This window comes from Mesorhizobium sp. 2RAF21 (assembly GCF_052115345.1).
GTDB classification, from domain to species: Bacteria; Pseudomonadota; Alphaproteobacteria; order Rhizobiales; family Rhizobiaceae; genus Mesorhizobium; species Mesorhizobium terrae.
The window spans coordinates 236,947-257,241 of record NZ_JBFRGM010000005.1; the positions used below are offsets into that span (position 1 = coordinate 236,947).

Genomic DNA, 20,295 nt, shown 5'->3' on the forward strand with positions numbered 1-20,295 from the left:
CGGCACCGGCGCCCTCCCTGATACCCGGTGCGCACCAGGTTCCCGTGAGGGCGACGGGCCGATTGTGGCGTGTGTCGCGAGGGCGTGGATAAATCCGCGAACGATTTTTCGCGTGGTTTGCGGCAAGGGATTGAACGGACAAGGTTCTTTCTTTCGACCTACGCCTTCCTCCACGCATCCAATCCACATCCTGCACCGCGCGGGCGCGTCAGCGTTCCGGCATGGATTCCCGACACGCTCCGCTCGTTCCTCGCTCACGCGGTCGGGAATGACGAATGTCCTTGAGCGCTTTCGTCAATCGCCAACGGTTTTGAGAGTAGTTGTCGTTCGCGTCGGTTTCGATGACCGCCGTTGTTCACACCAACGGTTTTAGGGATCGCTGTCGTTCGCAGCGCCCCTGATGCAAAGCCGGGCACGGACAATTGGCGAGACCATCCACGCCTCTCGTCATTCCCAACCGCGTGAAGGAGCGAAGCGACTGGAGCGTGTCGGGAATCCATGCCGGAACGTTGACGGTGTCGCCCACGGTTCGGAGCCAAATGTCAGCTGCCGCCCAGAACGATCGGACATGAAGAACCTGTCGACTGGCGTCACGCCAGAGCCTAACCAACTCTTGGGAACCGGCCTCGCCGGGCTTTTCCGCTTCCGCCCCGATTGGCCGTCTCGGCTCACCCGCCCATTATTTGCGGGTTTCCACGCAGCGGTTCATTTTGTGGGGATCGCCGGAGGTGTCGCATTTATAGCCGCATTCGTAGTCGCCGCTGCCGTTTAGCTTAAGCGTGTTCATGCGTTCGATCGCTGCTTCCTTGCAGTATTCGGCGGTCTTGAAGCGCGGCGTGACGTCGAATTTCGTGCGGTCGGCGCGGTTTGGATAGACGATCGCCGACCATTCGCCCGGGCGGTCGTCGCAACCGGCCAGCAATAGAAGCATGACGATGAGCGGAGCCCGCATGATCTGGTGCCCGACTGTGCTTCACCCGGGTATTGCCCCCAGGGTTGCCGGCAGTTTAGCGCGTAAGGATCGGCTTGCACAGAACCGGCGATACGTGGCCGGCTACAGACGCCCGGCGTCCGCAAATGATCGCTGGACCGGGTCCCGCGACGGTCAGCGTTGGGCGGGGCCGCCGCCGGTCCGTGCCGTTTCCTTCTTCTGCTGCAAAATTTCCAGTCTTGTTTTCAGGGCGGCCACTTCTTCGGCCAGCCGGGCGGCCTGGGCCTTGTTGGTGGTGGCCTGGATTTCGGCTTCCTTTGCCGCAATCTGCCGCCTGAGCGCGGCTTCGGTCTGTTGCCCCGACGGCGATGCCGAGAGCGGCGGGCGGGGAGGGGTGGAGGAGATCGAGGAGACCATGGACGAGAACCCGATGACAAGGATGGCGGGTATCGTAGCCTGCCAAAGCCGGGAAACGGCTGAAGGATGGTCAACGCCCGGCGGAGGAGGGGCCGGGCGGCCAGGCGTAAGCGAGTGTGTCGCTAAGGTCGCTGCGTCGAAGTCATTCGCAGGGTTTTCCTGTGAAAATGCCCCACGAGGCTAATGCGCGCAGCAGCCGTTGTTAGCTCTGGTCGGGTGTGCGATGGTCACAGCAAGAGGGTATTCTATGTCTCATCGCTGTTTGAAACGGAAAGCTGGTCTGGCGGCAGTTGTGCTTGCCTTGGCTGCAATCGCCAGCGTTGCGAGCGCTGATGAGATTCCAAGGTTTTGGCGGAAGTCGATGGTCAATGATCCCGCACTAAACTACCCGCTGAAAAAATACACTGCCGACCTGAAAGACGCGCCATCAACGGCCTTTCGGAATTCGCTGCTGGCGCGCATGGAAGGTGCGTGGTGCAAAGGATCAACCTTCAACAAAAAGCTATTGAAAGAATATTTGTCGAATTGGTCAAATATTACTGTCAATGAAGGTAATTCTGCTGCGTTTGAAGCTGAATCTTCGTTGCGTCAGTTTTCATACTTTGATCTTGCCCACCTTTGTTCTGCGATAGAATACCAATTCGGACCAAAAGGAAAACTCATACCGGGTGCTGTGACGTTGGGAGTGGGAGTTCCGAAAACAGAGTACTCACAACAGAATTCTTACATTCGCGTGCCCAGTGTTTTCAAACAGTAGGCGGTTCTGTAGCCTATATCCGCCCTCGCTTTGACTTCTTCGCCTAGGCTTTGAACGTCTCCGAGGTGAAGTGTCGCGAAAGCCGCTCCAGCTCCGGGCCGAGCACCCTGTCCTCGTTCACCGGCGGCACGATGGAGCGTATTTCGTCGATGAAGGGGGCGAGCCGGGGCGGGGCGTTGCGCCGGGTGGCGTGGAAGGCCTGCGAGGCGACGACTGACAGCGCCGCCATGCAGGCGTCGAGGCAGCGGCCGGCCTTTTCCTCCTTCGCCCAGGCGATGAAGGCCGTGGTCGCGACATCGTCCTGGCCCGAACCCGCCGATTCCGTGCCGGGGATGAAGGTGGTCTGGGCCGCGAGCTTCGCCTGTTCGAGATAGCCCGTCGAGGCCATCGGCACATAGCCGAGTGCGCCATGCCCGTCGCTGTCGCTCGGGTGCCGGTCGACCATCAACAGATTAGGCAAATGGGAGACCGCGCCGTTGAGCAGCTTCGATCCATGGCGGTCGCAGAGCAGGCAGAGATCCGCCCAGATCGCCGCGAGATCGTCCATGGCGGGTGCGGCCATGGCGTTGTGGTAGCCGCCGGTGCTGATGCAACGGCCGTGGACATGCGTCTCGTCCGGCGGAATGAAGATCGGATTGTCGGAGGCCGAGCGCAGCGAGATCGTCGCGGCGCGCTCGGCCGCCGCCAAGGCGCGGTGCGCCTGTCCGAGCACCCGGGGCACGATGCGGAAGGAGACCGGCGCCTGGTAGTTGCGCCGCTCGCCGGCGCCGCCTTCGAGCAGATGGCGCAGGCCGCTGAGCGCCGCCGCCTCATGCTCGTCGCCCCACAGCGTTTCGAGGGCGGCGTCATAATGTTCGAGCGGCGCCCGGAACGCCTCGATGGAAAGCGCGAAAACCTGCTCGGCGCGCCGCAGGCGCCGCCGGGCGGCAAGTGCCGCGTCGGCAACGAGCGCCGCCGCGCAGGGCGAGCCGTTGATCAGCGAGCCGCGTTCCTTGACTTCCAGGTCGAGGCTTGCGGTGAGTGCTGCGAACAGGGGGTAGAGCGCGAGGATTTCGCCGGCCCCGCCCTGGCCGGACGAGGCGACGCTGGGCATCGGCCGGCCATCGAGCATTTCGGCCACGGCAAGCGCGATGCGCGGCGTGGTGGCCGCGTGGCCCTCGACGAAATTCGCCAGCCGCGCCAGCACCATCGCCCGCACGACGCGCTCGGGGAAAGGATCGCCGAAGGATGTCGCGGCGGCGAAGGCTTTTATGCGGGCGTGGCGCTCGCGTTCCTCGATCGAAAGCCGGGTGTGGGCCAACTCGCCCATTGCGGTGGTCACGCCATAGATGACGAGCGACGGGTCGGTGTCGATGAGGCTGAGGAAGGCGGCGCGGCAGCGGGCGATCTCGGCAAGGGCGGCGGCGCTCAGCGTCACCGGCTCGTTCTGCCAGGCGACACGTTGCACGGTGTCGAGATTGATGTCGTTCCTAGAGGTGATGGTGACCGTCATCGCTGCTTCCCCGGTGTGCTTGACGCAGTGATGGAAGAAGTGCGGTGGGCGCGGCGTCAAGGGTGTCGAGCGGTTGTTTTGCTAGGCGCCACGGTGGTTGTTTGGCTATGCGAGACAGGGAACATCAGCGCGGGCGAAGGGCGGCGGTGGGTAGGCGGTCAAAGATTCTAATCGCGGCGCAAGAACTAATCTCGAGCTGTCAGTTGTCGCTGAACGGTATCATCGTTTGTCTCGATGTACCGGCTGCCGCACTCTTAACATTTCCTGCCGACGGGAGATTGTGGCGGCGGCGTTCGCAATTCGAAGCGGTGCGCCAGTAATCCGGGAAAGGCTAGAGGTGTCGTGTCTGTATTGAAATGCTAAAAAAGGAGGCACCAGAAGATTCCGAGCATAAATATCTGCTTGGTCTTCAGAACTATCTAGTGAGGTCATCCCGCTAAATTCTGGCTGGTAGGACTCCAAGCTTTTATGTTTTGGGCCATCTATTTTATGATGTAGCAGCAGATGGCCGAGCTCGTGCGCCAGTATGCGCCGGGACTCACTATCGCCTTCGCATGCTGCGTCATAAATGGTTTCCCGAACATATATTCGGGGAGGATTCTCGGTTGTTATTGCGGTCTTATCGAGTTCAATATCCCTTCTGACCATCAATTTGAATTCTGGTATAAATTCCCTCACTCGAAATTCGAGAATCTCGACAATGTCAACGTAGAGGGTTTCAGCGATACCAAGATGCTCTCTAAACCGCACAGCCCGTAGAGCGATATCAAGTTCATTTTGTTTTTCAGGATTTGAGCGGTCGATGGACCTCATAATTTCCTCCGACCGCCAATCTTCAAATGCTCGATTTCAAGCGGTTCTCAACTGCCAGCGGCTTCGGGCCAAGCATAGCGTAGAGATGCTCATGAGGCACTCCAAAAAGGGCTGCGAACTGATCAATCACATGGTCATCGGGCCAAAGTTCCCCGTTTTCCACACTCGTTACGTAAGAGCTCCTCACGCCAATTAGCTTGCCCAATTGGTTCTGAGACCAACGGTGTCCGCAACGATAGCGTTCGATAAATTTCCCAAACTTTTCCGGTCCAGGCTCAATCACTTTAGCCTCCTGAAATTCGTTTCGTCTTTGGAAATGGCTTGCTCAGCTACACCCGCTCGTGGCCCCGCACGTGTCGCACTTCTCGCAGGTGCCGTTGCGCACCATGGTGAAGTTCTGGCACTCCGAGCAGGAGTTGCCGGTGTAGCCTTGCAGCAGCGACTTGGCGCGGCGATCGGCGGCGAGCTTCTTCGCGTCGGCTGCCTCCCTGGCGGCGGCGTCGGTGAACAGCGCCGAGGTGGTGTCGGACGCCTGGTCGGCGCTTTCCTCGACGGCGATGTCTTCGGCCAGTTCCTTGGCGCGCTCTTCATAGTCGCGCTTGTAGGCGGTCGATTCATCGGCCGAGGGGCGCAGAGCCGTGGCGGAAGCCGTCGCCAGCGCCAGCACGTTGGAGCCGGAGAAGGCGGTCGGTGCCGCGCGGGCAGGGGCGGCCGGGCTCTGGCCGGCAAAACCCTTGGGTTCGGCTGCACCCATGCCCGACACCAGCTTCACCGGCGAGGCGCCGCGATAGAGCCCCTTGGAGAAGGGGGTCGTCTTGCCTTCGGTGATGCCCTTGCCCAGCGAGGTCTTGTCGAGGTCCGACTGGTCGACATGGGCGAGGTCGTGCCGCGACAGATAGGAGACGGCGAGCTCGCGGAACACATAGTCGAGGATCGAGGTGGCGTTCTTGATGGCGTCGTTGCCGACGACCATGCCGGCCGGCTCGAACTTGGTGAAGGTGAAGGCCTCGACATATTCGTCCAGCGGCACGCCATATTGCAGGCCGAGCGAGATCGCGATGGCGAAGTTGTTCATCATGGCGCGGAAGGCGGCACCTTCCTTGTGCATGTCGATGAAGATCTCGCCGAGGCGGCCGTCGTCGAACTCGCCGGTGCGCAGATAGACCTTGTGGCCGCCGACGACCGCCTTCTGGGTGTAGCCCTTGCGGCGGTTCGGCAGTTTCTCGCGGTCGCGGTAGAGGCGTTCGATGACGCGCTCGACGATCTTCTCCGTCACCTGCACCGCCTTGGCAGCGGCGGGGGCGGCGATCAGCGCCTCGACGGCGTCATCCTCGTCCTCGTCGTCATCGGCAATCAGCGAGGCATTCAGCGGCTGCGACAGCTTCGAGCCGTCGCGGTAGAGCGCGTTCGCCTTCAAAGCCAGCTTCCACGACAGCATATAGGCGCTCTTGGCGTCCTCGACGGTCGCCTCGTTCGGCATGTTGATGGTCTTGGAGATGGCGCCCGAGATGAAGGGCTGGGCGGCGGCCATCATGCGGATGTGGCTTTCCACCGACAGATAGCGCTTGCCGATCTTGCCGCAGGGATTGGCGCAGTCGAACACCGCATAGTGCTCGGTCTTCAGGAAGGGCGCGCCTTCCAGCGTCATCGCACCGCAGACATGGACGTTGGCGGCCTCGATCTCCTTCCTGGAGAAGCCCAGCGCCGGCAGCATCTCGAAGGAGAAGTCGCCGAGCTGCTCGTCGGTGAAGCCGAAGGTTTCCTTCACCCAGTCGGCGCCCAGCGTCCACTGGTTGAAGACGAACTTGATGTCGAAGGCGCTCTTCAGCGCGGCATTGACGGCCTCGATCTTGGCGTCGGTGAAACCCTTGGCCTTCAGCGTCGACGGGTTGATGCCGGGCGCCTGGTTGAGGTTGCCATGGCCGACGGCATAGGCGTCGATCTCGGCGATCTGGCTTTCGGAATAGCCGAGCGTGCGCAGCGCTTCCGGAACGGCGGCGTTGATGATCTTGAAATAGCCGCCGCCGGCCAGCTTCTTGAACTTCACCAGCGCGAAGTCGGGCTCGATGCCGGTGGTGTCGCAATCCATCACCAGGCCGATCGTGCCGGTGGGCGCAATCACGGTGGCCTGCGCGTTGCGGTAGCCGTGCTCCTCGCCGAGCTCGATGGCGCGGTCCCAGGCGGCCTTGGCGTGCTGGCCGAGCTCGACCTGCTTCAGGTCGGCATGGACCAGCGGCACCGGGTCGACCGCCAGCTTCTCGTAGCCGGCCTTGTCGCCATAGGCGGCGCGGCGGTGGTTGCGCATGACGCGCAGCATGTTGACGGCGTTGCGGTCGTAGTCCGGGAAGGCGCCGAGCTCGCGGGCCATTTCGGCGGAGGTGGCATAGGCGACGCCGGTCATGATGGCGGTCAGCGCTGCGCAGATGGCGCGGCCTTCGGCCGAGTCATACGGGATGCCGGAGGTCATCAGCAGGCCGCCGATATTGGCGTAGCCAAGGCCGAGCGTGCGGTATTCGTAGGAGAGCTTGGCGATCTCCTTGGACGGGAACTGCGCCATCATCACCGAGATTTCGAGCACGATGGTCCACAGGCGGGCGGTGTGCTCATAGGCCTCAATGTCGATCGAGCTATCGGCCCTGCGGTAGGGCAAGAGGTTGATCGAGGCGAGATTGCAGGCCGTGTCGTCGAGGAACATGTATTCCGAGCACGGGTTCGAGGCGCGGATGGCGCCGGCCGAAGCGCAGGTGTGCCAGTCGTTCATCGTGGTGTTGAAGTGCAGGCCGGGATCGGCCGAAGCCCAGGCGGCGTAGCCGATCTTTTCCCACAGGTCGCGGGCCTTCAGCGTCTTCAGGACCTTGCCGTCCTTGCGGGCGGTCAGATGCCAGTCGCTGTCCTGCTCGACGGCGCGCAGGAAGTCGTCCTTCAGCGAGACGGAGTTGTTGGAGTTCTGGCCGGAGACGGTGAGGTAGGCTTCCGAATCCCAGTCGGTGTCATAGGTCTTGAAGTCGAGCGCGGTGTAGCCCTGGCGCGCGAACTGGATGACGCGCTGGATGTAGTTCTCCGGCACGGCGTTCTTCTTGGCGGCCTTGATCTCGCGCTTCAGCGCCGTGTTGACGGCGGGGTCGAAGCAGTCGTCATCCTGGCCTTCGCAGTTGACGCAGGCGCGCATGATCGCGTCGAGGTGCTTCTTGACGATCTTGGAGCCGGCGACCAGCGAGGCGACCTTCTGCTCTTCCTTGACCTTCCAGTCGATGAAGGCCTCGATATCGGGATGGTCAGCGTCGACGATGACCATCTTGGCGGCGCGGCGCGTGGTGCCGCCCGACTTGATGGCGCCGGCGGCGCGGTCGCCGATCTTGAGGAAGCTCATCAGGCCCGACGACTTGCCGCCGCCCGACAGCTTTTCGCCCTCGCCACGCAGATAGGAGAAGTTCGAGCCGGTGCCCGAGCCGTATTTGAACAGGCGCGCCTCGCGCACCCACAGGTCCATGATGCCGCCCTCGTTGACGAGGTCGTCGCCGACGGACTGGATGAAGCAGGCATGCGGCTGCGGGTGTTCGTAAGCCGACTTCGACTTGGTCAGCTTGCCGGTGAAGGGGTCGACATAATAGTGGCCCTGGCCGGGGCCATCGATGCCATAGGCCCAGTGCAGGCCGGTGTTGAACCACTGCGGCGAATTCGGCGCCACGCGCTGGGTGGCGAGCATATAGGCGAGTTCGTCACGGAAGGCGGAGGCATCTTCCTCCGAGGCGAAATAGCCGCCCTTCCAGCCCCAATAGGCCCAGGTGCCGGCAAGACGGTCGAAGACCTGGCGGGCGTCGCGCTCGGAACCGTAGCGCTCGTTTTCCGGCAGCTTTTCGAGTTCGGCCTCGTCGGCGATGGAGCGCCACAGGAAGGAAGGAACGTCGTTTTCCTCGACCTTCTTCAGGCGCGCAGGAACGCCGGCCTTGCGGAAATACTTCTGCGCCAGAATGTCGGCCGCGACCTGGGAGAACTGCGAGGGCACGTCAATGCCGTCGAGGCGGAACACCACGGAGCCGTCGGGGTTCTTGATTTCCGAAAGCGCCTTGCGGAATTCGATCTCCGCATAGGCCGATTGTCCCTGCTTGGTGAAACGCCGCTCGATGCGCATCGTCGTGGTCCCTTTTCATCTATATATAGCGCTTTTCGCGGGAGATTTCCCGGTCCCTTTCGAAAAGCGCACGTCCCAGCTCTCCGGCCGCCTCGCAACAGCCGGGGGTCCTCTCCGCGCCCTGTCGCCGCCTTGCCGCCTGAAGCCTCTTGCGAAACCCTGCTCAGCCTGTCGACGGACCCGCGCGGGTCCCTCAAATTCGAAAAAATCTCGATTCCCTCACTGGAGGGAAATTCACATTATCTAGGGCTGATCATGGCTGCAAACACTAAATATAGTGTTAACAGGTCATTTATTCCAGCCGTAAAAGTCTCCTTTTCGGTGCTTCCCGCCCGGCAAACGTCACGCCTCCGCCGGCCTGGTGGGTAAGGCGGAATACGAGCGAAAACGCACAAGATCCTGGGAAAAAGACCGGCCTCGAAACTTTCCGGCCGCGCCCGAAACACGAGCGCATGGCTTATAAAAGTCGACTCGCCCCGACCCGTCAAGGATTCGTTTTTGTAGATTTTGTGACCCCAACATATTGTGTGTCACATATGTGGATAATGGGGAGAAAACCGCCCGGCTAACGACGGGCCTTGTCAGGAATTTGTCGCTGACGGCTTGCGTGTTTCGTACGCGTGCGTAAAAGAGGCGCGGGGGAATATGGCTGAGAGTGGCAGCCGTCACACATTGGGGTGACAGTTGAAGGCCTATTTTGTCCGCAAGTCCGTCGACTGCGAAGTCGTCGGGTTTTTTGTCGCCCCATCCCTGGTGTTGCTTGCCGCGCTTGTCGACGAATGCTGCGACCCGGCGATCTGCGACTATGCGCCGGCGCCGATGGGCGGCCTGCTTGTTCCCGGCTCCACGCAGACACAATGGCCACTGGCCGAGGACGGAACGGAAACCGGCCTCGAGGACGCTGCCTTTTCCCAGCAATGGGACGACGAATTGCGCGAGGGCGGCGAACTGGAATGGAAGCCGCTGAAGCCGGCCGCGCTGAAGTTGATTCGCGAATGGTCCGGCAAAAGCGTTTCATCGCGGGATGCCGCGCCAAAGCGCGCGACGCCGGACAAGGTCGCTTAGCCCCGGTCGTAAGGTTGGCTTCAGGCGGAGTAGGAAACGCCGCGATATCGCATGCCGAGCTGCACCGCGCCCACGATGGCGCGCGACAGCATTTCCATGTCGACCGGCATGTGCGGACGCCATACGTCGAGAAGAAGCGCGACACGCGGCTTGTCCGACAGGTTCATCACCTCATGCGGATAGGTGTCGTCCCACAACATGCATTCGCCATCCGAGATGCGGTGTTCCTCGTCGTCGATCATCATGATCGTCGCCGGCCGTCCGTCGGGCAGGCTCGGGATCTGCAGGCCGAGATGGAAACGCATGATGCCGCGGAACGGGCCGCGATGGCGCGGTATGTGCTTGTGGGGCGCGAGGAACGAGATCGCCGCCGACTTCACTTCGGGGCATTCGCCGAGGATACGGGCCAGCACCGGCATGCGGGCGACATTCTCCGGCACGGCGACGTCATAGGCCTTCAGCACGAACATGCGCCAGTCGAGCCCGTCATTGGCCGAGATGTCGGCCTGTTCGGGCATGATCTCGTGGAAGCGCGGCACCTTGTCGATGCGCACCGCCAGCGCCTCGTCGCGGATCGCTTGCCATTGGGCGGTGAATTTTTGGGCGTCGGGGAATTCGGTGGCGGCGTCGAGGATGGGAGGTGCGTCGATCCGGCGTTCATAGATGCGCCGCACCAGGCCCGATGCACTGTCGTAGAAAGACACCGCCATCTCCCATCCGAGACAAGGACGACGATAAACTCCGCAGGCGTGAAGTGGTTCCCTGAGCGCGTGTGATGCCAGCCGCGATCAACGGCAGGTCGCAGGCGGCTGCCGCGATGCAATCAGGCGGCGAAGCGCTGCGGGTCGGTGCCGAAATAGGCGATGATCTGGCCGAGGTCGGGTTCGTTGACCATGCGCGTGGCCTGCGCCGGGGTGACCCATTTTCGTTCGCGCTGATGGCATTCCTTCCACTTGTCGGCGATGGTGTCGACAAGCAGCGGGAAGACCAGCACCTCGCACGGCACCTGCTGGCCAGTGGAAAGCGCCTTGGCATAAAAATAACGTCCGGCCTCGATGGTCGAGACCTTGCCGGTCAGCCCGGCTTCCTCGCCGGCCTCGCGGGCTGCCGCCTCGCAGAGCGGCTCGCGCGCTTCCGGCCAGCCCTTCGGCAGCACCCAGCGGCCGGTATCGCGGCTGGTGATCAGCATCACCTCCAGCGTCCCGTCATTCTGCCGCCAGGGCAGGGCCGCCACCTGCAGGCGCAACGGCGCCTTGCCGAACAGCTTGCGCACACGTTCGGTGATATGGTCTTGAGAGAGGGGCCTGTTCAACATTCGAAAATCGCCGCAAGAAATCGAAACTTCTTCGCTGTTTCACGAAATATGGGCGCTATTTTCCGAAACAAAAGTAAAAACTTCACAGATGTTTCCGGAAACCGCCCGAAAACTGGAAAAAGTTGTGAAATGCTGGCGGAAAAACAGATGCGGATGCCTTGCCGGCCGCTTTCGCATTGCGTTTCGACAGGCGCGCGCAAGCGCTGATTCGAGCCCGAACCCGAAACCGGACAATTTTCGAAGATCGGGGTCGTCGGTGCCGGTCAGCCGGCGTGGTCGTCGGCGATCGGCTTCTGGTAGGTGAAGCCCATGTCCCAGGGGAAATAGATCCAGGTGTCCTGGCTGACCTCGGTGACGAAAGTGTCGACCAGCGGCCGGCCTTTCGGCTTGGCATAGACGGTGGCGAAATGCGCCTTCGGCATCATGGCGCGCACCACGCCGGCGGTTTTACCGGTGTCGGTGAGGTCGTCGATGATCAGGATACCGACGCCTTCGTCGGCCAGCAGCGAGGGCTCGATGTGCTTCAGCACCTGCATCTGACCCTGCGAGGTATAGTCGTGGTAGGAGGCGACACACACCGTCTCGATGATGCGGATGCCGAGTTCGCGCGAAATGATCGCCGCGGGCACCAGCCCGCCGCGCGTGATGCAGACGATCGCCTTCCATTGGCCGTTGACGCCCGACAGGCGCCACGCAAGCGCGCGCGCGTCGCGGTGGAACTGGTCCCAGGAAACGGGAAAGGCCTTTTCGGGAAGGGACATGGCTCGCACTCCGCAGGCGCGCCGACCGCGCGCAGAAATCAAGGAATGCGGGCGGAATTAGCCGGAAAGCCGCGTGCTTGGCAAGGGCTTGCGGAATTGTCCTCCGGTCCGGGCCGAGGATATCCACCACCCACGGCCGTTCATCGTCTTCAACAACCCGCGGGGGCCAGCCGTTTCAGCGCGACAGGAAGGCGGTGACCGGGGAGGAGCGCAGCACCGTACGCGTCACGCCGCCATAAAGCAGCCGGTGCAGCCAGGAATGGCTGTAGGCGCCGACGACGATCATGTCGGCGCCGGTCTCGACCAGGCGGTTCTGCACGGCATCCTCGATCGTGCCGCCCTTGGACTGGCGGATTGCCACGGCCGCCTTGACGCCATGGCGCGACAGTGCCGCCGCGATGCCGGCGCCGCCCGCATCGTCCTCGTCGCCGTCCTCGCCGGGGTCGACCACGAAGATTTCGACCTTCTCGGCCCCGATCATGAAGGGCAGAGCGTCGAAGGCGGCGCGCGCCGCCTCGCGGCTGCCGTTCCAGGCCAGCATGACATGGCGGAAACTGGCGGCCGCCGGCCCCGCATGCGGCACCACCAGCACCGGGCGTCCGGCGTCGTAGATCAGCGAACCGATATCGGCGTTGGAATCGCCGCCGGCGTCGCGCTGCGCCGCCACCACCAGGTCGGCGGCGCGCACGCTGGACAGGCTGGACAGCGCGCTGTCGCCGGAGAAAGTCTCCTGCGCACGCCATTCGAAGGAGAGGCCGGAGGGCTGCAGGCGCTTCTGGAAGATCGCCTTCAGCTTGGCCGAGCGTTCCTTGTTGAGGTCGGCCGAGACCTGCAGGAACTCGGTGTCTGGAAAGCCCGTCGCGGATGTATACGGCATCGGCAGCGCCTCGGCGTGCACGCCGATGACATGGGCGCCGAAGCGGGAGGCAAGCGCAATGGCGCCGTCGAGCACCCGCTCGGCATCCTGTTCGTTCTGAACGATGGCGACGATGGTCTTGAACGTCATCAAACCCTCCTGCCTGCATTCTCCGTCCGCACTGTAGCCGCCACCGCGGCGGCATAACAGCGACATCTCGGATAATGATAAAACGTGGAGGATTGGGACAGGTTCCCCCTGTCAGCCCTCGGCGACGAGCCCAGCGACCATGGCTTCGACCTCGGCGCGCGCGGCTTCCAGCGCTTCGGCCGAGCGGGCGCGCACCACCAGTTCGGTCCAGAACGAACCGTCGGCATATTTCGGATAGGAGCCGATGATGGTGTCGGGATGCGCCTTCTGGATCGCCGCCAGCGGTTCGCCGATGCGGCCTTCGCCAAACGGGCATTGCACGGTGGCGGAAAGCAGCTTGGTGCCGGTCTTCAGCGTCGGCATGACATTGTCCAGCATCGCCTGGAAGATCGACGGCACGCCGGCCATGACATGGACGTTGCCAATGCGGAAGCCAGGCGCGACCGAGACGGGATTGTCGATATGCTCGGCGCCGCGCGGCATGCGGGCCATGCGCTTGCGCGCGTCGTTGAATTCGATGCCGCGCTTCTCATAGCTGGCGGCGAGCAGCGTCAGCGCCTTGGCGTCGTATTCGCAAGGCACCCCAAAAGCCTTGGAAACGGAATCGGCGGTGATGTCGTCATGGGTCGGGCCGATGCCGCCGGTGGTGAACACATAGGTGTAGCGGGCGCGCAGCGCGTTGACGGCGGCGGCGATCTCGTCCTCCTCGTCCGGCACGACGCGCACTTCCTTCAGGTCGATGCCGATCGCCGTCATCATGTCGGCCAGATGGCCGATGTTCTTGTCCTTGGTGCGGCCGGACAGGATTTCGTCGCCGATGACGATCATGGCGGCAGTGACGATATCTGGCATGGCTGGCTCCGAGGGCAGGGACGCAGTCGAATACCGCGCCGCACGGATGCGGGCAATGCTCCTGAAACAGTGAACAGTGCGTATCGGCATTGCAGTCTTCCGGTGAACGATCAGGGCCCTATTTTGCCGCGCGGCGGGACGCTTCCAGTCCCGACAATCCATCATCAAGGAGACACTGCATGGCGAAGGTCCTGGTCCTTTATTATTCGAGCTGGGGGCATATGGAGCAGATGGCGCGGGCCGCTGCCGAGGGCGCGCGCGAGGGCGGCGCCGAGGTGACGGTGAAGCGCGTGCCCGAGCTGGTGCCCGAAGACGTTGCCAAGGCCGCCTTCTACAAGCTCGACCAGGACGCGCCGGTCGCCGACCCGCTGGAACTCGCCAATTACGATGCCATCATTTTGGGCACCGCCACGCGTTATGGTACCATGGCGGCGCAGATGAAGAATTTCCTCGACCAGACCGGCCCGCTCTGGGCCCAGGGTGCGCTGCTCAACAAGGTCGGCTCGGTCATGGTCTCGACCGCGACCCAGCATGGCGGCGGCGAGCTCGCCCTGATCAACGCGCAGGTCTTCATGCAGCACCAGGGCATGGTGATCGTGCCGCTGTCCTATGCCTATCAGGGCCAGATGGGCATCGACGTGGTGCGCGGTGGCGCGCCCTACGGCATGACCACCACCTCCGACGGCGACGGTTCGCGCCAGCCTTCGGCGCAGGAACTGGAAGGTGCGCATTTCCAGGGCAAGCGCGTCGCCGAAATCGCCAACAAGCTGCACGGCTGAGCGTCTCACGGCCGGTGGCTTGCGACGGGCGGTCCGCAAGGGCCGCCCGTTCCGCTTTGAAAATACCGGAGCGGCGGGCCTTAATATACGTCATTTGCCGTATGCCCTTGAGGCGTGTCCTCCGCTAGCGTGCGGCCGCGGGCTCCGGGGCTTCGGGTGGGGTAACGAGCTTGCCGGAAATCCGGACTGGAAACGGTCCGGATTTTTGTCTTTGGGCCGCATTGGGGCATCAATCGCGCTGCCTCGCCGCGATCGGCACCGTGGCTGTATTTACCTTGTCGCCATCCATTTCCCATTCTCTTAGCCACGCAACATGGCTTGCCTTGACACGGAGCCGGCGGACACGCCGATATGCGGATCGTGTGGATTAGAGGCTGCTGATGTTGCTCACGGTTCTTCTCTGGCTGCTCGCCGCTATCATCTTGGCCGCCGTGGCCGTCGTCGGCTACTTCGTGTTCAAGACGCAGCGCATCGTTGCCTGGGTCGAACGCACCATGCCGCCGGCGGGCAAGTTCATCGAGGTGAAGGGCAACCGCATCCACTATGTCGATATGGGCGAGGGGCCGCCCATCGTGTTCCTGCACGGCCTCGGCGCCCAGCTGCACCATTTCACCGATCCGCTGTTCAAGGTGTTCGGACCTGGCTACCGGCTGATCGCGCTCGACCGGCCGGGCTCGGGCTATTCGACGCGCGCCAGGGGCTCGACCGGGCGCCTGCCGGAGCAGGCCGACATCGTCTGCGCCTTCATGGAACAGCTTGGTCTGGAGAAGCCCGTCATCGTTGGCCATTCGCTGGGCGGATCGGTGGCACTCGCCATCGCCGTCGAACATCCCGAGGCGATTTCCGGTCTCGTGCTTCTGTCAGCGCTCACCCACAAGGAGGTCGAGCTCAGGCCGGAATTCAAGGCGTTGTTCGTCTCCTCGCCGCTGAAGCGGTTTATCCTCGCGCACACCGTCTCGGCGCCCGCCGGGCTGAAATACGGCATGAAGACGATGGGGTTGATCTTCGCGCCGCATCCGGCGCCGAAGAACTACATGACCGACAATGGCGGCTATATCGGGCTGCGGCCCAGCCACTATTACGCCAGCGCCACCGATTTCGCAGTCATCGAGATGGACCTGCCGCGCCTGTCGGAGCGCTACAATGAGATCAAGGTGCCGACCGGCCTTCTGTTCGGTGGCGTCGATCCGATCATCAGGCTCGAAGTGCAGGGCACGCCGGTCAAGGAGAAGATCGCGGGGCTGGATCTGGAGATCGCCGAAGGGCTTGGCCACATGCCGCAATTCGTCGGCCCCGACCAGGTTGCTGCCTTCATTCGCCGCATTGCCGAGCGCGCATTCGCCGGTCGCGCGGCGGCCTGACCGGTCCCGGCCGGTCGATCAGGCGCATCCGTCGTCAGGCGTTGCTGTCGTCCTGCACTTCCGTCTGCGGCCGGTCACGTCCGTCGGCCAGTTCCGAATGCCATTTGCCAGTGGCATCCTCATATTCGATGCCGTCGGTCTGGCCGGCAATCTGCTGTTCCGAGGAGGCGATCTGGGCGGCCTGCAACGCGTCGGAATGGCTCGGGAACGTCTCGGAATAGGTGCCGCCAACCTTGTAGGCCCAGCCGCCGTCATGCTCGACGATCTTGTAGGTCAGCTTCGTCATGAAAACCTCCGGTCAGTTGGCCGCGATCGAAAGCCAACTTCCCGCACTTTCCAGCACTTTCGCGCGGATTTCAACCTTCGGCTGGTTTTGCCGGCGCCATGACGCCCTGTTCAATCGTCGTCCTTGAGCCAGTGTTCCATGGTGGTGACGGCGCGCGCGAGCTGCGGGGCGGGGTGGATCTTCTCGCCCAGCGTCGCCGCCGCGCGCCAGCCCCAGCGCGGATCGGCGAGGAAGGCGCGGCCGAGCGCCACGATGTCGGCCTTGCCTTGCGCCACGATGGTGTTGGCGTAGTCGGGGTCGGTGATGAGGCCTACGGTGCGGGTGGCGATGCCGGTGGCCTTGCGCACCGCTTCGCCCAGATGCACCTGGTAGCCGGCGCCGGTCGGCAGCTTCTGCAGCGGCGAGTTGCCGCCGCTCGAGCAGCACAGATAGGCGACGCCCGCTTGCTTCAGCGTCTTGGCCACCTCGATCGCCTCCGGCACGTCGAAACCTCCATCCACCCACTCCTTCACCGAAAGCCTGGCGCCCAGCATCAGCTTGGGTGCTGCCGCTTTCACCGCCTTGGCGACCTCGACCGCGAAGCGCATGCGGTTTTCCAGCGAACCGCCCCAGCGGTCGGTGCGCCGGTTGGAAAGCGGCGACAGGAACTGGAAGATCAGATAGCCATGGGCGGCGTGCAGCTCGATGAAATCGAAGCCGGCGCGCTCGGCCCGTCGCGCCGCCTCGGCGAAACGCTGGATGACGCCAAGCACCTCGTCTTCGTCCAGCGCATGCGGGACCTGCCAGCCGGTGTCATAGGCTATTGCCGAGGCCGAGACGACCGCCCACGGGTCTTGCCCCGGCATCAGCGGTCCGCCGCCTTCCCAGGGCCGCTGGCAGGACGCCTTGCGGCCGGCATGGGCAAGCTGCACGCCGAACTTGGCGCCGGGCATGGCGACGCGCCTTGCCGCATCGAGCGCCCGCTTGGCGGCGGCCTCGTTGTGGTCGGAATAAAGGCCAAGGCAATTGTGCGAGATGCGGCCGCGCCGTTCGACGTCGGTCATCTCCACCGTGATCATGCCGGCGCCGGACATGGCAAGGTTCATCCAGTGGCAGATGTGCCAGTCGGTGGCGGAGCCGTCATCGGCCGAATACTGGCACATCGGCGCGACCGCGATGCGGTTGGGCAGAACGAGGCCATCGAGCGAAATGGGCTGGAAAAGGGCGGCTGTCATGACATCTCCGGCGTTGTCGCGACCGTTTTCCCACTAAAGGCCGCCGCGCGCCGCGGATCAAGGCCGGCGTGGATTGGCCCAAACACTGCCATGATTGGCACCAAGTCCTGACCTAAGCCCGCACCCGCCATGGCGGGTCGATGCGGTTCTTTCCGGCATGATAGAGGACGATCCTGTTGCCAGCGGGATCGAAGAGTTCCGCTTCCCGCCAAAGCCAGCGCTGGTCCCGGGGCCCGGAGGTGAATGCGAAGCCCAGCGATTTGAAGCGTGCGACCTCGGCGTCGAGATCGTCCATCTCGAAGTAGACGGTCGTTCCGCTTCCCGTGCGTTCGCCCTGATCGACGGAAAATGTACTGTCGCCGTCCGGGCAGAGAAAACGGATGTAGTGCGGCCGGCTGTCGACGACGGGAATGAGCCCGAGCCTGCGGTAAAATTCCCAGGCGGCGTCGAGATCGGGGGCGGTCACGGTGACCTGATTGAGCCGCATCAAAACCTCGCACTTGCATCGCCGCCGCCCGATGAGGCCGGTAGATGTCCTGTTTCCGGCCGCCATCCTTGCGGGCCGCGTCGCCGCGCGCTATCCCAGCGCATCCCCCGAGACGAGGCAAGCATGGACGACCGTATTCGCATTCTTTCGCAGGAAATCCTTTCCGACGACTGGGCCATCCTCAAGAAGACGACCTTCGACTACCGCCGCAGCGACGGCGTGTGGGAGACGCAGGTGCGCCAGACCTACGACCGTGGCGACGGCGCCGCGATCCTGCCCTTCGACCCCGACCGCGGCACCGTGCTTCTGGTGCGCCAGTTCCGCTGGCCGGCCTATGTCACCGGCCACAAGGAACCGCTGATCGAGGCCTGCGCCGGCCTGCTCGACAAGGACGATGCCGAAACCTGCATCCGCAAGGAGGCGGAAGAGGAGCTGGGTTACAGGCTGAACGGGGTGAAGCTGTTGTTCTCCACCTATATGAGCCCCGGCAGCGTCACCGAACGGCTGTGGCTGTTCGCCGGCCGCTACAGCCCGGCCGACCGCATCTCCGCCGGCGGCGGCGCGGCCGACGAGGGCGAGGACATCGAGGTGCTGGAAATGCCGGTCGACGAGGCGATGGCGGCGGTCGCCGACGGCCGCATCATCGACGGCAAGACCATTATTCTCCTGCAGCACCTGAAGCTCAATCCGGCGCTGTTCGGCTGAGGGAAGCGCCGCTTTTCGATAGACGAAACAGCTCACTGGATACCCGGCGTGGGTTGGCGCGAATGCTACAGTTCGCCCTTGCAGCGGCGATTGCGCGCAGCCTCGATGGCCGCGCCTTGCGCCTGCAGGCGCTCGATCTCCGCCGTTCGCCTGTCCTTCAGCAGCGACACCGCCTTCTGTCCGCCCGGCAGCCACAGCGGCACATCTGCGTTCGAAATGGTGCCACGGCTGAGGGCGTTGCGGGTGACATCGGTGGCGACGACGCCGAGCGCGGCGTTGAGACCGCTGCAATCCATCGACGCATATTGCGAGGGATCGACGGATTTCATCGACCCGCAGCCCGCCAGAAGGCCGAGCAGAAAGGCGGTTGCCGGGAAACGGAGGCCGATCGCTTTCATGGCGCCAGCCTAGCAAGGCCGGCGGTGAATTGGAACCGGCGGGCGAGGCCGGCATGTTCACGCTTCCCGGGGCGGTTGGGTAGGTCGGTACCCGGTTTCGGATAGCGCGATGTGGCTTGCCTTCCGCAAGGATCAGCAGGTGCGCTACCCTGTGCACGCTATTTCTTATCAGCCCATCGTTGGCGCTCTGGCCGAATTGACCTGTTCACTTTGACCGGGAAATCCAATCCATCGGGCTGTCCACCGTTCGACGCGACCGAACGGCATGTATCCGCCGCTATAGCTTCTTCCTGGAAACCGCGGCCAAAAAAGCGTAACGGCAACATGTCGACCGGAGAGAAACGAGAATGCAGCTGACACCTTGCAATCCACGCGACGGCATCTATCCCGCGACCGATGACTACGTGCATGCCATGGAGGTGAGAAGCGCAGAGCGCTTCCTGTTCATCAGCGGTACGATGGGGCTTGATACCCAGGGCAATGCCCCGGAAAGCCTGGAGGAACAGCTCGATCTGATTTGGTCCAATCTCCGGCGTATCCTTGCAGAAGCCCATATGACGACCGACAACATCGTGCGGCTGACGAGCTATCTGCGCGATGCGTCATACGCCGAGGCAAACCAGAACGCCCGCATCAAGGCTCTGGGTGACCGGCGCATTCCAACAACCGCGATCGTGGCCCAGACGCTTGTGCCGGAATGGCTGGTCGAGATCGAGGTGGTCGCGGCCGCGTGAGATAGGCCATCATCCATCACTCAATGATGGCTGCGAGGCTGCTGGTCGAACGGCGAGCCATCTCCCAGCGTATCGAGGCGCTGCTGCATCTCGCCATTGAGCACGATCATCTGTTTCAGCGCCATCATCACGTCGCCCTTGTGGCTGGCGACGAAGCGGTCGGCGATGCGCTGCAATGCGGTTTCCCGCCGTGTGTCGAGGCGAACAATCCGGTCCATTCGAACCTCCTAGAAAACAGCACCTGTCGAACGCTGATCGCGTCGCTGGGTGCATCAACCAAGGCTGTCATGTTGTCAGGAAGAGAACGCTGCAGCGTCATCGCCTCTTCCCACGACGCGGTTAGCCAGGTCTCGGTTTCTTCCCGCATCGCGAGAGGTTCTGTGGTGTCGTGATGCATTGTCTGGATGGCCCGAAAACAGCGCGATAGTGGATGTGTATCGCCAGGCCGAGCGACGCCGCAAATAGGGATTGCAACGGGGGTAGATAAGGTTCTTTGGTCTTATCCAGCTGATTTTTATAAATATTATTTGGAAAATGGTGCGGACGACGGGAATCGAACCCGTACGATCGAGGATCGAGGGATTTTAAGTCCACTTTTTCCTACTTTTGCGACGATGCGAGCGATAGGGACTAAGCTGTATGCCTTTGAATATGTAACATTATTAAGTTTTGGACGCGCTGATTTCGCAACGCCTGCCATGTGCTTGTAGGAAATTCTTACTGATCTCCTAGAAGAAATCCTACACACTTCGGTGGTGGCATCGCCGCCGTTTGGCAAGTGCACGATGCG

General features: G+C 62.8%; 22 protein-coding genes. 6 read left to right on the plus strand and 16 right to left on the minus strand.

The genetic code is table 11. The features are described from left to right. Window positions 1-679: 679 nt before the first annotated feature. Window positions 680-952 (minus strand): hypothetical protein, encoded by a 273-nt coding sequence (locus AB4136_RS10405; protein WP_024926621.1) that lies wholly within the window; start codon window positions 950-952, stop codon window positions 680-682. Between the two features lie 153 nt (window positions 953-1,105). Further along, window positions 1,106-1,348, minus strand: coding sequence for a hypothetical protein (locus tag AB4136_RS10410; protein WP_024926620.1), 243 nt, complete (start codon window positions 1,346-1,348; stop codon window positions 1,106-1,108). Between the two features lie 247 nt (window positions 1,349-1,595). On the opposite strand from AB4136_RS10410, the gene AB4136_RS10415 reads away from it, so the two are divergent. Further along, complete coding sequence (locus AB4136_RS10415; protein WP_161773075.1) at window positions 1,596-2,105, plus strand: hypothetical protein; 510 nt, start codon at window positions 1,596-1,598, stop codon at window positions 2,103-2,105. Between the two features lie 43 nt (window positions 2,106-2,148). Here AB4136_RS10415 and AB4136_RS10420 read toward each other — a convergent pair whose 3' ends face one another. The 4 genes from AB4136_RS10420 to AB4136_RS10435 form a co-directional block, all read right to left on the minus strand. Then, window positions 2,149-3,597 (minus strand): aromatic amino acid lyase, encoded by a 1,449-nt coding sequence (locus AB4136_RS10420; protein ID WP_137900441.1) that lies wholly within the window; start codon window positions 3,595-3,597, stop codon window positions 2,149-2,151. Window positions 3,598-3,816: 219 nt separating this feature from the next. Then, window positions 3,817-4,410 (minus strand): ImmA/IrrE family metallo-endopeptidase, encoded by a 594-nt coding sequence (locus AB4136_RS10425; RefSeq protein ID WP_137900442.1) that lies wholly within the window; start codon window positions 4,408-4,410, stop codon window positions 3,817-3,819. Between the two features lie 22 nt (window positions 4,411-4,432). Continuing rightward, entirely contained in the window at window positions 4,433-4,693 is a 261-nt protein-coding gene (locus tag AB4136_RS10430; RefSeq protein ID WP_137900443.1) for a helix-turn-helix domain-containing protein, read from the minus strand. Window positions 4,694-4,735: 42 nt separating this feature from the next. Then, window positions 4,736-8,542 carry a vitamin B12-dependent ribonucleotide reductase gene (locus AB4136_RS10435; RefSeq protein ID WP_137900444.1) on the minus strand — a complete coding sequence of 1,269 codons (3,807 nt, stop codon included), beginning with the start codon at window positions 8,540-8,542 and terminating at the stop codon, window positions 4,736-4,738. Window positions 8,543-9,226: 684 nt separating this feature from the next. Here AB4136_RS10435 and AB4136_RS10440 point away from each other — a divergent pair. After that, window positions 9,227-9,607 (plus strand): hypothetical protein, encoded by a 381-nt coding sequence (locus AB4136_RS10440; RefSeq protein ID WP_137900445.1) that lies wholly within the window; start codon window positions 9,227-9,229, stop codon window positions 9,605-9,607. Between the two features lie 20 nt (window positions 9,608-9,627). Here the strand turns inward: AB4136_RS10440 and AB4136_RS10445 are convergent, their stop codons facing one another. The 5 genes from AB4136_RS10445 to AB4136_RS10465 form a co-directional block, all read right to left on the minus strand. Continuing rightward, a complete protein-coding gene (locus AB4136_RS10445) occupies window positions 9,628-10,317 on the minus strand; it encodes an aspartyl/asparaginyl beta-hydroxylase domain-containing protein (protein WP_137900446.1) in 690 nt (229 codons plus the stop codon). A 113-nt stretch (window positions 10,318-10,430) separates the two neighbouring features. Continuing rightward, a complete protein-coding gene (locus tag AB4136_RS10450) occupies window positions 10,431-10,922 on the minus strand; it encodes an NUDIX hydrolase (RefSeq protein ID WP_137900447.1) in 492 nt (163 codons plus the stop codon). Window positions 10,923-11,185: 263 nt separating this feature from the next. After that, window positions 11,186-11,683, minus strand: coding sequence for a xanthine phosphoribosyltransferase (gene gpt, locus AB4136_RS10455; RefSeq protein ID WP_024926614.1), 498 nt, complete (start codon window positions 11,681-11,683; stop codon window positions 11,186-11,188). Between the two features lie 175 nt (window positions 11,684-11,858). Next, the gene (locus AB4136_RS10460; protein WP_137900448.1) at window positions 11,859-12,689 is read right to left on the minus strand and encodes a universal stress protein; all 831 of its coding nucleotides are present in this window, start codon (window positions 12,687-12,689) and stop codon (window positions 11,859-11,861) included. Window positions 12,690-12,800: 111 nt separating this feature from the next. Continuing rightward, complete coding sequence (locus tag AB4136_RS10465) at window positions 12,801-13,541, minus strand: competence/damage-inducible protein A (RefSeq protein ID WP_024926612.1); 741 nt, start codon at window positions 13,539-13,541, stop codon at window positions 12,801-12,803. 179 nt (window positions 13,542-13,720) lie between these two features. Between AB4136_RS10465 and wrbA the strand changes: the two genes are divergently transcribed. Next, complete coding sequence (gene wrbA / locus AB4136_RS10470; protein WP_024926611.1) at window positions 13,721-14,320, plus strand: NAD(P)H:quinone oxidoreductase type IV; 600 nt, start codon at window positions 13,721-13,723, stop codon at window positions 14,318-14,320. 380 nt (window positions 14,321-14,700) lie between these two features. Beyond that, window positions 14,701-15,681: an alpha/beta fold hydrolase gene (locus AB4136_RS10475; protein WP_024926610.1), complete on the plus strand. Its 981-nt coding sequence runs from the start codon at window positions 14,701-14,703 to the stop codon at window positions 15,679-15,681. 34 nt (window positions 15,682-15,715) lie between these two features. Here the strand turns inward: AB4136_RS10475 and AB4136_RS10480 are convergent, their stop codons facing one another. From AB4136_RS10480 to AB4136_RS10490, 3 genes are all read right to left on the minus strand, one after another. Continuing rightward, window positions 15,716-15,967 carry a DUF2188 domain-containing protein gene (locus AB4136_RS10480; protein ID WP_024926609.1) on the minus strand — a complete coding sequence of 84 codons (252 nt, stop codon included), beginning with the start codon at window positions 15,965-15,967 and terminating at the stop codon, window positions 15,716-15,718. Between the two features lie 110 nt (window positions 15,968-16,077). Beyond that, window positions 16,078-17,181, minus strand: coding sequence for an NADH:flavin oxidoreductase/NADH oxidase (locus tag AB4136_RS10485; protein WP_024926608.1), 1,104 nt, complete (start codon window positions 17,179-17,181; stop codon window positions 16,078-16,080). A 112-nt stretch (window positions 17,182-17,293) separates the two neighbouring features. Continuing rightward, entirely contained in the window at window positions 17,294-17,668 is a 375-nt protein-coding gene (locus tag AB4136_RS10490) for a VOC family protein (RefSeq protein WP_024926607.1), read from the minus strand. A gap of 123 nt (window positions 17,669-17,791) precedes the next feature. On the opposite strand from AB4136_RS10490, the gene AB4136_RS10495 reads away from it, so the two are divergent. Next, window positions 17,792-18,373, plus strand: a complete 582-nt coding sequence (locus tag AB4136_RS10495; protein WP_024926606.1) for an NUDIX domain-containing protein — start codon at window positions 17,792-17,794, stop codon at window positions 18,371-18,373. Window positions 18,374-18,438: 65 nt separating this feature from the next. Here the strand turns inward: AB4136_RS10495 and AB4136_RS10500 are convergent, their stop codons facing one another. Next, window positions 18,439-18,771, minus strand: coding sequence for a hypothetical protein (locus tag AB4136_RS10500; protein WP_137900449.1), 333 nt, complete (start codon window positions 18,769-18,771; stop codon window positions 18,439-18,441). 347 nt (window positions 18,772-19,118) lie between these two features. Here AB4136_RS10500 and AB4136_RS10505 point away from each other — a divergent pair, with 347 nt between their 5' ends. Continuing rightward, the gene (locus AB4136_RS10505; protein ID WP_137900450.1) at window positions 19,119-19,505 is read left to right on the plus strand and encodes a RidA family protein; all 387 of its coding nucleotides are present in this window, start codon (window positions 19,119-19,121) and stop codon (window positions 19,503-19,505) included. A 20-nt stretch (window positions 19,506-19,525) separates the two neighbouring features. Here AB4136_RS10505 and AB4136_RS10510 read toward each other — a convergent pair whose 3' ends face one another. Next, window positions 19,526-19,723 carry a hypothetical protein gene (locus tag AB4136_RS10510; protein WP_024926603.1) on the minus strand — a complete coding sequence of 66 codons (198 nt, stop codon included), beginning with the start codon at window positions 19,721-19,723 and terminating at the stop codon, window positions 19,526-19,528. Window positions 19,724-20,295 lie beyond the last annotated feature (572 nt).